General features: G+C 46.4%; 11 protein-coding genes. 7 read left to right on the top strand and 4 right to left on the bottom strand.

Annotated features, from left to right (window positions below; all coding sequences use genetic code 11):
- Nucleotides 1-11: 11 nt before the first annotated feature.
- Together pchC and cypX are read left to right on the top strand one after the other, a co-directional pair.
- Complete coding sequence (pchC, locus tag HC660_RS17700) at nucleotides 12-758, top strand: cyclo(L-leucyl-L-leucyl) synthase (protein ID WP_010332030.1); 747 nt, start codon at nucleotides 12-14, stop codon at nucleotides 756-758.
- 14 nt (nucleotides 759-772) lie between these two features.
- The gene (cypX, locus tag HC660_RS17695) at nucleotides 773-1993 is read left to right on the top strand and encodes a pulcherriminic acid synthase (protein ID WP_168748850.1); all 1221 of its coding nucleotides are present in this window, start codon (nucleotides 773-775) and stop codon (nucleotides 1991-1993) included.
- 37 nt (nucleotides 1994-2030) lie between these two features.
- Here cypX and HC660_RS17690 read toward each other — a convergent pair whose 3' ends face one another.
- Entirely contained in the window at nucleotides 2031-2504 is a 474-nt protein-coding gene (locus HC660_RS17690; RefSeq protein ID WP_010332028.1) for a MarR family transcriptional regulator, read from the bottom strand.
- Nucleotides 2505-2668: 164 nt separating this feature from the next.
- Here HC660_RS17690 and HC660_RS17685 point away from each other — a divergent pair, with 164 nt between their 5' ends.
- Complete coding sequence (locus HC660_RS17685) at nucleotides 2669-6544, top strand: lamin tail domain-containing metallophosphoesterase family protein (protein WP_168748849.1); 3876 nt, start codon at nucleotides 2669-2671, stop codon at nucleotides 6542-6544.
- 19 nt (nucleotides 6545-6563) lie between these two features.
- Here HC660_RS17685 and HC660_RS17680 read toward each other — a convergent pair whose 3' ends face one another.
- From HC660_RS17680 to nagA, 3 genes are read right to left on the bottom strand one after another with little or no spacing between them, the layout of a single operon-like run.
- Nucleotides 6564-7295: an N-acetylglucosamine utilization transcriptional regulator NagR gene (locus tag HC660_RS17680; RefSeq protein ID WP_168748848.1), complete on the bottom strand. Its 732-nt coding sequence runs from the start codon at nucleotides 7293-7295 to the stop codon at nucleotides 6564-6566.
- 13 nt (nucleotides 7296-7308) lie between these two features.
- Nucleotides 7309-8037 (bottom strand): glucosamine-6-phosphate deaminase, encoded by a 729-nt coding sequence (gene nagB, locus HC660_RS17675; protein WP_168748847.1) that lies wholly within the window; start codon nucleotides 8035-8037, stop codon nucleotides 7309-7311.
- Nucleotides 8034-9224 (bottom strand): N-acetylglucosamine-6-phosphate deacetylase, encoded by a 1191-nt coding sequence (gene nagA, locus HC660_RS17670; RefSeq protein WP_168748846.1) that lies wholly within the window; start codon nucleotides 9222-9224, stop codon nucleotides 8034-8036. Before nagA ends, nagB begins: the two co-directional genes overlap by 4 nt.
- 184 nt (nucleotides 9225-9408) lie before the next feature.
- Between nagA and hprK the strand changes: the two genes are divergently transcribed.
- From hprK to ppaX, 4 genes are read left to right on the top strand one after another with little or no spacing between them, the layout of a single operon-like run.
- A complete protein-coding gene (gene hprK / locus HC660_RS17665) occupies nucleotides 9409-10341 on the top strand; it encodes an HPr(Ser) kinase/phosphatase (RefSeq protein ID WP_168748845.1) in 933 nt (310 codons plus the stop codon).
- Nucleotides 10342-10354: 13 nt separating this feature from the next.
- Complete coding sequence (gene lgt / locus HC660_RS17660; RefSeq protein WP_168748844.1) at nucleotides 10355-11164, top strand: prolipoprotein diacylglyceryl transferase; 810 nt, start codon at nucleotides 10355-10357, stop codon at nucleotides 11162-11164.
- A gap of 23 nt (nucleotides 11165-11187) precedes the next feature.
- Nucleotides 11188-12126, top strand: a complete 939-nt coding sequence (locus HC660_RS17655; protein ID WP_168748843.1) for a nucleoside recognition domain-containing protein — start codon at nucleotides 11188-11190, stop codon at nucleotides 12124-12126.
- Complete coding sequence (gene ppaX, locus HC660_RS17650) at nucleotides 12123-12773, top strand: pyrophosphatase PpaX (RefSeq protein ID WP_168748842.1); 651 nt, start codon at nucleotides 12123-12125, stop codon at nucleotides 12771-12773. Before HC660_RS17655 ends, ppaX begins: the two co-directional genes overlap by 4 nt.
- Nucleotides 12774-12776: the final 3 nt, after the last annotated feature.

Genomic DNA, 12776 nt, shown 5'->3' with positions numbered 1-12776 from the left:
AGGTGAATGAGATGACAGAGATGGTTACGGATAGAATGTCTTTGGGCTTTACTGCTGAGTCTTTGACACAAAATTGCAGAGAAATATTTGAACGGCGCCGGCATGTTCTGGTCGGGATCAGCCCGTTTAACAGCAGGTTTTCAGAAGATTACATTTACAGACTGATCGAATGGGCGGCTGCTGAGTTTGATAACGTTTCTGTTTTGCTTGCGGGACATGAGGCGGCTAATTTGCTTGAAGCGCTAGGCACCCCCAGAGGCAAGGCTGAGCGAAAAGTCAGGAAAGAGGTATCGAGGAACAGAAGATTTGCAGAACGGGCACTTTTGGCTCACGGCGGGGACCCAAGTGCGATTCATACATTTTCTGATTTTACGGAAAACACAGCGTATCAGCTGATGAGACATGAAGTTGAAAACGCGTTTTTCGAACAGCCTCATTTTCGTCATGCGTGTTTGGAGATGTCTCGGGAAGCGATTATCGGACGCGCGCGCGGCATCAGTTTAATGATGGAAGAAATCAGTGAGGACATGCTGAATATGGCTGTGGAATATGTCATTGCTGAGCTTCCGTTTTTTATTGGGGCTCCGGATATTCTTGAAGTAGAAGAGACGCTCCTTGCTTATCATCGTCCGTGGAAGCTGGGCGAAAAGATCAGTAATCATGAATTCTCTATTCGTATGCGTTCGAATCAAGGCTATCTTGTTGTGCAGGAATTGATGCCGGTGTTTTCTGAAACATCGATAACATCTGAAGGATGATGGGGGGAGTTAACATGAATCAATCGATTAAAATGTTTAGCGTGCTGTCTGATCAATTTCAGGAAGATCCATATCCTTATTTTTCTCAGCTGCGGGAGGAAGATCCTGTTCATTATGAAGAATCAATAGACAGTTATTTCATAAGCCGTTATCACGATGTTCGTTATGTCCTGCAGCATCCTGATATTTTTACGACAAAATCACTTGTGAAACGTGCTGAGCCGGTCATGCGGGGTCCTGTACTGGCCCAAATGCACGGGAAAGAACACTCGGCTAAACGAAGAATCGTGGTGAGGAGCTTTGTCGGAGATGCATTGGAACATCTTACACCATTAATTAAACAAAATGCAGAAAACTTGTTAACCCCTTATCTCGAAAAGGGAAAAATCGATCTGGTGAACGATTTTGGAAAGACGTTTGCTGTATGTGTCACAATGGACATGCTTGGTCTGGATAAAAATGACCACGAAAAAATCGCCGAATGGCATAGCGGTGTTGCCGATTTTATTACGAGCATATCACAGACCCCAGAAGCACAGGCCTATTCCTTGTGGTGCAGTGAACAGCTCTCACGCTATTTAATGCCGGTTATCGAAGAACGCCGTGTCAACCCGGGATCAGACTTAATTTCTATACTATGTACATCTGAATATGAAGGCATGGCCATGTCCGACAGGGATATACTGGCGCTGATTCTCAATGTGCTGTTGGCGGCCACTGAACCAGCTGATAAGACGCTGGCCCTTATGGTGTATCATTTGCTCAACAATCCTGAACAAATGAATGATGTATTGGCTGATCGTTCTCTAGTGCCAAGGGCTATTGCGGAGACTCTTCGTTATAAACCGCCGGTCCAGCTGATTCCGCGGCAGCTTTCCCAAGATACTGTTGTCGGCGGTATGGAGATCAAAAAGGATACGATTGTTTTTTGTATGATCGGAGCAGCTAACCGTGATCCAGAAGCGTTTGAACATCCTGATATGTTTAATATTCACCGGGAAGATCTCGGCTTCAAGAGCGCATTTAGCGGCGCCGCGCGGCATCTCGCTTTCGGGGCTGGCATTCATAACTGTGTAGGAGCAGCTTTTGCCAAAACCGAAATTGAAATAGTGGCCAATATTGTTTTGGATAAGATGCGGAATATCAGATTAGAGGAAGGTTTTCACTATGCTGAGTCCGGTCTGTATACCCGCGGCCCTGTTTCACTTCATGTTACGTTCGACAGTACCCAATAAGAGTGACAGGTCTCTCCCGAATGCGGGCGGGGCCTTTTTACATATGTTTGACCCAAAGTTTGAAAAACGCAGTCACCGTTTTTAAATCGTCAATAGTAAATTCATTGAAGAGCTGCGTGTATTGCATCTTTGCTTTTTCATGAAGCTGCTCATGGAACGCCGCGAGCTCTTGGCCGCTCTCGGTTAACGTATAATAAATTTCTTTTTTGTTGCCGGGTTTTTTGGATACATTGATGATATTGTGTTTCAGCAAAGCTTGAATCGCTTTCGAAACAGCTGCTTTTGAAATGTGTAACTGTGATGATAAGAAGCTGTTGTTTACATTATGTCTAGTATGTATGTAGGACACAATATGAAGCTGGGTCAGTGTCCAGTTTTTTCTGGGATGTTTATGGTCTTCTGACGGCATGTCATGGGAGGGAAGCTGTACCTTTTGATAGACGTGCTTGTCTCTTTTTAATGCGAACTCCTGTATGGTTTGAAATAATTCATTATGAATGCTGTTATCCATCAATCTGCCTCACTGATTTTATCGTTAACCGGTTAACTACTTTTAGTTTACTGGATAATAGTGGAACTTTCAAGAGACCGGTGTCTTTTTGTTCTTTTCACACAAAAATTAACTCATAAGCTTCCCTGTTCAGACGCAAAATACGTGAAAAGGGAGGTGTCGTGATGAGAAAATACACAGTCATTGCTTCTTTATTATTATCTTTTCTGTTTGTTCAGTCTGGCGGCCATCATGAAGCAAAGGCCTTGCCTGTCATAAAGCAGGAACCGTTCCAAACGCCTCATTACATACCCTTGCTTGAAAACCCTCCTCAAATTGAAGTGAAGGCTGAAATGAAGGGCAACCTGATCATTCAGGCGCATGTGCGTGACAGTGAGTATCAATCGTTTTCTGCCTTTTTGTTTTATAAACAAAGCAATGAACTGGGCTATAAAATGGTGCCGATGGACCCAACCCCCGGAGCTGTCCGCCAGTTTTTGGCGCAAATACCGAAGAGGTCAATCTGGAATAGCGAGCTCGAGTATTACATTGTGTTCTCGAATGGAAAGCAGCGGGTGGAGTCAGAAACGAAGACACTGAAGCTGGATGGATATCAGGCTGACCTCGCCCATATCCCGGAGCTGCTGATCACCGAGCTTGCAGTTGATACGAAAAATACCGGACGTACAGACGGTTATGAATTTATTGAGGTATATAATACAACCGACAGAACAATTGATTTTAAAGATTATCACATTCGCTACCGCTATCCGAAGGAAGGGCCGGACTCCGACCTGATTTGGAGACCTGATCAGCGGGTCGTCATTCCGTCTGGAGAAACCTGTGTATTTTGGCTCAAGCCTGCCGGACATTCTGAGTTGACAGCGGATGATTTTAACCGGCACTATCAGACACATTTGAGAGAAGGGAAAAATCTGTTGGTGCTGGATGGAACAGAGGGCATGGCGAATACCCGGCCGCGTGCGGTTGCGATATCGACGAATACAGGAAAGGATATTTCAGTTGCGCACTACCGGAAACATGCGCTGCGCCGCCTGTCGTCTGTGCTTTATAAATACCCTCTGGATGGAACAGCGGAACTGCTCAACATTTCAATAGCAGAAAAAAATCCGTCGCCAGGCTCGGTTTTACAGGCGCAGGTGCCAGAGCAAAAACGTAAAGTGAAGCTTGATAAAGAAAAGCCGGTTATTGAGGATTTAACAGACCGCAAGCCTGTCCGCCCGGCTGAAAGCATTGAACTGCGGGCTGACATACGTGACCGCAGTTTAGTGAGAACGGCCGCCTTTTATTATCGGACAGATGAAAACAAACCGTTTAAACGCATTTTCGCTGAAAAAGACCGCAACGATCATTTGTACCATTATATTGTCTACTCGCCTGAACTGATCGGGAAGGATCAGCTTGAGTATTACGTTGTAGCCGGTGACGGGATCAATGAAGCGAAGACGCCTGTCAAAATGATTGATATTAAACAAACAAGCAAGTCGCACGGTTTGCGGATGAATATAGAAAACAGAGATACACTGTCAGGGACACAGTTTCTCAAAGCGACCACGGACGGGCGGACTGACAGCATTAAGCTCTGGATTGACGGAAAAAAACAACAGACAGAGCCCGCCATGGAAAAAGAAGTATATTTTGCGTTCGACACCCGAAAAACGAACCTTTACTTTAAAAATGCTGTAACGATGGACGGCAAGGTTTTAAAAGTCTTCGATGATACGACAAATAAATACCGCACCTACTCTGTCCCTCTGCCGGAGACGCTGCTTCAAAAAGGGAAGCAGCTGCAGCGTATCACGATAAGATCGGGTTCAAAGGTATCTCCGTTTGATACGGCTGAAAACCGTGATGATTTTTTAGTCAAAAATGCCCGATTGGTATTATCGGATGGAACGGTGATCAGGGACGAGCGTATGTCTCCCGAGAAGGAGCTTTTTATTGGGGATAATCAGCGCTCGAATAAAAGCTGGCCGTTTCAATTTCATCTGCCTGATGGACTGTTTACATCGCAGCTGCTGAAGTGGGATACAGAGAAGCTGACTGAAGGCGCCCATCATATTGCAGTAAGCGACGGGAATGAAAACCTGAGCTTTGTTGTGCGGGTTGATAATTCAGGACCGCACATCGAACCGAATGTGACGGACGGACAGACGTATAAAGGAAACCTGCTGCTGCAGGCAGATATGTTTGATAAATGGAGCAAAATAGAGGAAACAGAGGCATTTTTAGATGGTGATAGCATTACGCTCCCATATCATACGTCAACTTCTGAGCTGTCTCCGGGGAAACACACGCTGAAAGTCTCAGCAACAGATTTGGCTGGCAATAAAACGGTTATTGAGCGGACGTTTAAGACAGAGCGGGAGCATCCGGACCAGCCGGAAATTGTAAATAGCGATGCCGATACGCACAAAGCCAAGCTTTCGGTGCGGGTAAAGGATCCGACGAATGATGCGATGGATGTGTCCTTTTACAAAGGCTTTCAATATACGGCGCAAAACAGAAATAGTGTGAAAATTTTCAAGCATGCATCACTGACTGAACCTCCAAAAAGCTTTGTGCCGGAAAGCGAGACGCCGTTTACCAATGAAGAAATGAATCGGGTGTCAGGAGCTGACGATAAAACAGTATCAACGGAAGAGAAGGAGCTTTTTCCTTATCACCGTTTTGAAGTGACGGTTGACCCGTCCATTGATGAGAATGATTTAGCTGAAGCCGTTTGGAGAGGAAGCTCTCTGCCGGGGAGAAAAGTGACAATGTATGCTTGGAATTACCGGACAAGCCAGTGGCAGCCGGTTGACAGCTTCGTTGCCAAAGATGACAAACAGTTCACGCTAAAGGCGTCTGTCATCGCTTCCGATTATGTACGGAAATCTAAGATAAATATCATTGTTCAGGACGAAATTCCTCCTGCGAAGGATATGTATTCCTTTGTCTGGATGTCAGACACGCAGTATTATGCAAAAAGCTATCCGCATATTTTTGATAAGCAGACTATATGGATCAAAAATAACCAAAGGAAGCTGAATACGAAATACGTGTTTCACACAGGGGATATTGTAGATGATTCCGCGGATATCAGACAGTGGAGAAACGCTGATCAATCAATGCGAGTCCTGGACAACAGCGGAATTCCTTACGGCGTGCTGGCCGGAAACCACGATGTCGGTCATAAGGACGGCTCCTACAGGGCGTTTGGCAAATACTTTGGCAGCCGCCGTTTCGATAAGAGACTGCACTATGGAGAATCATACAAAAATAACCGCGGGCATTATGACCTCATATCAAGCAGCGGCAATGATTATATCATGCTGTACATGGGTTGGGGCATCACTGACGAAGACATCGCATGGATGAATCAAGTGCTGAAGAAGCACCCTGACAGGATAGCTGTTTTAGCTTTTCATGAATATTTACTCGTTAGCGGAAACAGAAGCCCGATCGGCGAGAAAATCTTCAAAAAAGTTGTCAAGCCGAACCCGAATGTCGTGATGGTGTTAAGCGGACATTATCACAGCGCGATGAGAAAAACAGATGAGCTGGATGATGACGGAGACGGAAAACCGGATCGTCTCGTCCATCAAATGCTTGCTGATTATCAGGGCGGGCCAGAGGGCGGCCAAGGATATTTGCGTTTGATGCAGTTTGACCAGGTAAACAATGTGGTGCATGTATCCACTTATTCACCGTATATGGATGATAAAAACTTTTATGATACAGATAGTTACGGCAACAAGGATGAGTTTACGCTGGAGCTTGATCTGAAGCCAAGAATGAAAAGAGTAGAAACCGATTATTTTGAATGCAATGTCTATACAAACGAACAGCTCGGAAAACGCGAGAAAGTGAAAAGCGGGGAAACCGCCGAATTCCTATGGGAGAATCTAGAGCCGAATTCAGTTTATTATTGGTATACCATTGTGGAAGACAGCTTTAACGGAAAAACGAAATCACCGATCTGGAAGTTCAAGACGAAAAAAGAAACCTATCGTCCAGCGCCAGACCAATTTGATTTTCGCCGTGTCTCCAATCCTTAAAAAGGGGTTGGAGACTTTTTTATGACAGCCGATCCATGTAATGGACAAAAGTATAACGGTCGCCCCTGTATACAGATTTTACATGCTCAAAAGCAGTACCGTTCTGCAAATACGTTGTTCGTTTAATCAACAGGACTGGTGCCCCCTCTTGGATGCCGAGCAAGTTTGCTTCATCCTGTGTTGCGGCACTCGGTTCAAGCTCTTGTTTGGCGCGGGAAATCGGCGTGCTGTTGTACCTTTCAATATGCTCGTAAATTGACGACTTGAAATGAGACGGATTTAATTCACCTGCCAGCTCAAATGGGATGTGTGAGGCTTCAATCGCCATAGGAATATCATTCGCCAGCCGAACCCGTGTGATTTTGTGGATGCGGGCACCCGTCCCGCATCCTAGTATGGCGGCCAGCTCCTCAGTCGAATCGATAAGCTGATAATCGATGAGCCTGCTGCTCGGCCTCATGCCGCGGCTTTTCATATCTTCTGTAAAGCTTGTAAGCCCTTGGAGCGCTTGTTCCATTTTTAGCTTGCTGACAAAGGTGCCCCGGCCTTTCTGACGATAGAGAAAGCCTTCATTGACCAAATTAGAAAGCGCTTGGCGCACCGTCATCCGGCTGATCCCGAATTGCTCGGCATATTCCCGCTCGGAAGGAAGCGGCATATCCGGCTTCAGCTCTCCGCTCTTTATTTGGGCTTTTACTTGCTCCATAATCTGATAATAAATGGGGATAGGAGATTGTTTATCGATATTCATAGCGAAAATCCTTTCAATGCCTGAATCCGGCGGCTTCTTGATCAATCAAAACCGAAACGTTAGGATGCAGGTGCAAAGCGGACGCAGGGAATTCCTCGCTGACTTGTCCGTCCAGCAGCCTTTTTGCAGCTTCGGCTTTGCTTGTGCCGGAGATGAGCAGAAGAATCCGCTTGCTTGAGAGAATCGTTTGAATTCCCATTGTAACGGCTTTTTTTGGCACCCTGTCAATGGAGGTAAAATATCTGGCATTGGCCTGACGGGTTTGTTCATTTAATGCCACGACATGTGTGCGGGACTGGAATGATGTTCCCGGTTCATTAAAGCCGATATGTCCGTTTCGGCCGATGCCGAGAAGCTGAATGTCCGCTCCGCCAAGTGATTCAATCAATTGTTCGTAGCGTTTGCACTCGGCTTCCAAGTCACTTGCGTTTCCATCAGGGATAAAATGCCGGCTCGGTTGACTATCGATATGCTGGAAGAAACGCTCATTCATATAGCAGTGATAGCTGTTTGGGTCATCACCGGAAAGGCCGGCGTATTCATCTAAGTTAATCGTGGTGATGTCTTGAAAAGAAAGATTCTCTGTTTGGTGCAGGCGGATCAGCTCGCGGTACGTGCCTTCCGGTGTCCCGCCTGTCGCTAAACCGAGAACGGCATCAGGCTTTTCCCTGACTGTTTCAGCCACAATTCCGGCAGCTTTTTGGCTTAATGCCTCATACGATTGACATTCGATTACTTTCATATATGATCAGCCTCCTTGGATATAAATGCAATGTTTCCGCGGCAGATGGTGAGAAGCACCTCACATTCACTGCTGACAATTACAAGATCCGCATCTTTTCCCTCTGTTATACTGCCTTTTCGGTCAAAGATGCCAAGCTGTTTGGCCGCGTTTGCTGAAGTTATATTAGCTATATCCGTCCAAGAGCAATTCGTAAACGCACGCATATGCTGTGCGCCTTCATTCATTTTTAAAATCGAACCGGCAAGCGTCCCATCCGGAAGAAGAGCTGTTTTCCCCTTTACTGTCACACTTTGTCCGCCGAACTCGTAGACTCCGTCTTTCAGTCCTTTCGCCCGCATCGAATCGGTGATCAATATAAGCTTGCTGCTGCCTTTTGCTAAAAAAGCAAGCTTTGCCGCTAACGGATGGGAGTGGATACCGTCGGCAATAAGCTCTGTGACATAACCCTCATGGGCGAGGGCTGTTCCGATCACTCCGGGTTCACGATGATGAAACGGGCTCATCGCATTGTATAAATGAGTCATATGGCTGGCGCCTGCTTCAAAGGCTTCCAAAAGTAATGCGGAGTCTGCATCCGTGTGTCCCATTGACGCGATAATCGACTCATCTTTTAAATAACGGATCAGCTCAAAATGTTGATCCTCCTCCGGTGCAAGCGTGACGATTTTGATCAGCCCCCCTGCCTCCTGCTGCCATTTCTTGAAAAGTGCAAGATCTGAGGGCCTAATCCATTCCTTTGGCTGCGCTCCGGCCCTTTTAGGTGAAACAAAGGGACCCTCTAAATGAATTCCGATCAATTCCGCACCTAATGAAGGGGAATCCTCCGCAGATTTCCAATCTTTCGCCTTTACCAGTGCTTGAGAAATTTGGCCGTGTTCTTGTGTGATGGTTGTCGCTAAAAAACTCGTTGTGCCTTCCTCGGGCAGCCTTGAGGACATGGTATCGAGCGCGGAAAAGCTCGCATCCATTGTATCCGCGCCATAGCCGCCGTGGATATGAATATCAATCATCCCCGGAAGCAATACGGCATCCCTTGGGCCTTGAATTTCCTTTGCGTATTGCTCTATTGGCCGTTCTGCTGAGACAGCGCTTATCTTTCCATCCTTGACCCCAACATAGCCGTTTTTAATCACTTCATTTTCTGTCACGATACTGATGCCGCTGAGAAGAAGACTATCTGCCATAATTGATCCGCCTTTCTGGAATATATGAATACGTTTATTTTACTCCTTTTCAGACTAGTGATCTAGACCAGCTGACACGTTTGCCAGTCTTTTATAAAATCTGTTTTAGGTTCAAGCCTGAAAGTGATAAAATGAAATTATTGTTGAGCAAGCTCGGGTTATCCCGGAACAGGAGGAACATATCGTGGCAAAGGTTCGGACAAAAGATGTAATGGAACAGTTTCATTTGGAATTGATCAGCGGAGAAGAAGGAATTAACCGCCCGATTACGATGAGTGATTTATCAAGACCAGGCATTGAAATTGCCGGATATTTTACATATTACCCTAGGGAGCGCGTACAGCTTCTGGGGAAAACAGAGCTTTCTTTCTTTGAACAGCTGCCGGAAGAGGATAAAAAGCAGCGCATGGACTCTCTATGCACGGATGTAACACCAGCTATTATTCTGTCTAGAGATATGCCTATCCCGCAGGAGCTCATTGACGCTTCCGAGAAAAACAGCGTGCCTGTCCTCAGATCGCCTTTAAAAACGACAAGACTGTCAAGCCGATTGACCAACTTCCTAGAAAGCAGACTTGCGCCAACCACAGCCATTCACGGTGTGCTTGTCGATATATATGGCGTCGGGGTGCTGATCACAGGGAAAAGCGGCGTCGGAAAAAGTGAAACCGCGTTGGAGCTTGTGAAAAGAGGCCACCGTCTTGTTGCTGATGATTGTGTTGAAATTCGGCAGGAGGATCAGGATACCCTTGTCGGAAACGCCCCTGAGCTCATTGAACATCTGCTTGAAATTAGAGGGCTCGGCATTATTAACGTCATGACGCTGTTTGGTGCCGGTGCGGTCAGAAGCAACAAACGAATTACAATTGTGATGAATCTTGAACTCTGGGAGCAGGGCAAGCAATACGACCGTCTCGGACTCGAAGAAGAAACAATGAAAATCATTGATACAGAAATTACAAAACTCACGATCCCTGTCCGTCCGGGACGAAATCTCGCGGTCATTATTGAAGTGGCTGCTATGAACTTCAGATTGAAGCGGATGGGCTTAAACGCCGCTGAGCAATTTACCAACAAGCTGGCGGATGTCATTGAAGACGGTGAACAAGACGAATAGGAGTTGGCAATAAATGAATGAAGCGATAGAACCACTCAATCCGATAGCGTTTCAGCTAGGGCCGTTAGCCGTCCATTGGTACGGAATCATTATCGGTCTCGGTGCTTTGCTGGGGCTTTGGATTGCCATGAGAGAAAGTGAAAAACGAGGGCTGCAGAAAGATATTTTTATCGATCTCGTCCTTTTTGCGATCCCAATTGCGATTATTTGCGCGCGGATTTATTACGTTGCATTTGAATGGGATTATTATGCCGAACATCCGGGAGAAATCATAAAAATCTGGAAGGGCGGCATCGCGATTCACGGCGGCTTAATCGGTGCCATTTTGACAGGCTATGTCTTTTCAAGAGTGAAAAACATTTCTTTCTGGAAGCTTGCGGATATCGCGGCGCCGAGCATTTTGCTTGGTCAGGCGATCGGCCGCTGGGGAAACTTTGTCAATCAAGAGGCACACGGGGAGGCGGTCAGCAGAGCCTTTTTAGAAAGCCTGCACCTGCCTGAGTTTATCATTAATCAAATGTACATCAACGGACAATATTATCATCCTGCTTTTTTATATGAATCACTATGGAGCTTTGTCGGCGTTATTATACTGCTTCTTTTGCGCAGAGCGAATTTGCGGAGAGGCGAGATGTTTTTAACCTATATCATTTGGTATTCAATCGGAAGGCTCTTTATTGAAGGAATGCGGACTGACAGCTTAATGCTGACGAGTTCGCTTCGCATCGCTCAGGTGATCTCAATTGTATTAATTGTGTTGGCTGTGGCAGCCATCATCTTCAGACGCGTCAAGGGGTACTCGGCGAAGCGGTACGCAGAGTAGACGGTAGCAAAGGGGGATGAGGGATGAAGAAGATTTTTCTGGCCGGTCTTGCGGCAGGTCTTCAGACAACATGGACACTCGGTAAAGTCATTTTTCCGGTGACACTGGTAGTCACTTTGCTTCAGCATACGCCTGTCATGGATTGGCTGGTAAGGCTAATCACACCGGTGATGGGCCTGTTCGGTCTCTCAGGCGAAGCGGCGATTCCGCTTGTGCTTGGGAATATGCTGAATCTGTACGCGGGGATTGCCGGGATATTGACACTGGATTTATCCGTGAAGGAAGTTTTTATCTTAGCGGTCATGCTTTCATTCTGTCATAACTTAATTATCGAATCGACGGTCGCAGCAAAGGTCGGAATCAGGATTGGCGTCATATTGGCAGTGCGCATTGGTTTGGCAGCTGTTTCTGCAATCGTCATTAATCTCATCTGGCATGGCGGGCAGGAAATGGCGCAGTACGGTTTTATTGCTTCAAAGGGTGATGTGCCTGACGGCTGGCTGGCGATGCTGGCCGAGGCTTTAATGAAAGCCGGTCTTGGTGTGTTGCAGCTGGCGGCGATTGTAATCCCGCTGATGATCATCATTCAATTTATGCGAGACTTAGGCTGGCTGCACACGTTTTCTAAGTGGCTGTCTCCGTTTACACAGATGCTGGGCATGAATAAAAATACCTCCATGACAATGGTAGCCGGCTTGACAATCGGCCTTGCCTACGGAGCGGGTGTCATGATTAAAGCAGTCGAAGATGACGGCGTTGGCAGGCGCGACATGACACTGGCCTTTATATTTCTCGTTGCCTGCCATGCTGTCGTTGAAGATACACTTGTCTTTATTCCACTTGGCATTCCGGTTTGGCCGCTTCTGCTGATTCGAGTCACCACGGCCGTGCTGCTGACGATGGCGATATCGTATACGTGGAAAAAATGGAAACCCTCAGCGGTTGGAAAGGAAGCAGTATGACTGATCATCAAGTAACGACGATTCTGTTTGATTTAGACGGAACCCTTATTAATACAAATGAATTAATTATCGCGTCATTTTTGCATACGCTGGAGCATTATTATCCGAGCCGCTATAAACGTGAGGATGTGCTTGCGTTTATCGGCCCGTCTCTTTTTGAAACGTTTTCTTCCATGGATGCTGAGAAAACTGAAGAAATGATCAGCATGTACAGAACATACAATCACCAGATGCATGACACACTTGTCACCGAATATGAAACGGTTTATGAAACGCTGGATGAACTAAAAAAAGCGGGCTTTACATTAGGAATTGTGACAACAAAGTTAAGGGATACTGTCAATATGGGCCTTAAGCTAACGGGAATCGGCGGTTTTTTCGAAACTGTTGTTACACTTGATGATGTCACGATGGCAAAGCCTGATCCCGAGCCTGTCCTGCTGGCGCTGAAGCAGCTGGGAAGCGAGCCTGCTGAAGCCATCATGGTCGGTGACAACTATCACGATATTCTGGCGGGGAAAAACGCCGGTACAAAAACAGCCGGTGTCGCATGGACGATTAAAGGGCCGGAAGCGCTGGCGAAGCATGAGCCAGACTATATGCTAGAGAAAATGAGTGATCTATTACAAATCGTTGGAGTGAAGTAATCT

Origin of the sequence: Bacillus mojavensis (genome assembly GCF_012648005.1) — a bacterium.
In the GTDB taxonomy this organism is placed as follows: domain Bacteria; phylum Bacillota; class Bacilli; order Bacillales; family Bacillaceae; genus Bacillus; species Bacillus mojavensis.
This window is presented reverse-complemented; position numbering and strand designations above follow the sequence as displayed.

Coding starts and splice junctions, on each gene's coding strand:
- pchC (WP_010332030.1), top strand. CDS start 12: ATGACAGAGATGGTTACGGATAGAATGTCTTTGGGCTTTACTGCTGAG.
- cypX (WP_168748850.1), top strand. CDS start 773: ATGAATCAATCGATTAAAATGTTTAGCGTGCTGTCTGATCAATTTCAG.
- HC660_RS17690 (WP_010332028.1), bottom strand. CDS start 2,504: ATGGATAACAGCATTCATAATGAATTATTTCAAACCATACAGGAGTTC.
- HC660_RS17685 (WP_168748849.1), top strand. CDS start 2,669: ATGAGAAAATACACAGTCATTGCTTCTTTATTATTATCTTTTCTGTTT.
- HC660_RS17680 (WP_168748848.1), bottom strand. CDS start 7,295: ATGAATATCGATAAACAATCTCCTATCCCCATTTATTATCAGATTATG.
- nagB (WP_168748847.1), bottom strand. CDS start 8,037: ATGAAAGTAATCGAATGTCAATCGTATGAGGCATTAAGCCAAAAAGCT.
- nagA (WP_168748846.1), bottom strand. CDS start 9,224: ATGGCAGATAGTCTTCTTCTCAGCGGCATCAGTATCGTGACAGAAAAT.
- lgt (WP_168748844.1), top strand. CDS start 10,355: ATGAATGAAGCGATAGAACCACTCAATCCGATAGCGTTTCAGCTAGGG.
- HC660_RS17655 (WP_168748843.1), top strand. CDS start 11,188: ATGAAGAAGATTTTTCTGGCCGGTCTTGCGGCAGGTCTTCAGACAACA.
- ppaX (WP_168748842.1), top strand. CDS start 12,123: ATGACTGATCATCAAGTAACGACGATTCTGTTTGATTTAGACGGAACC.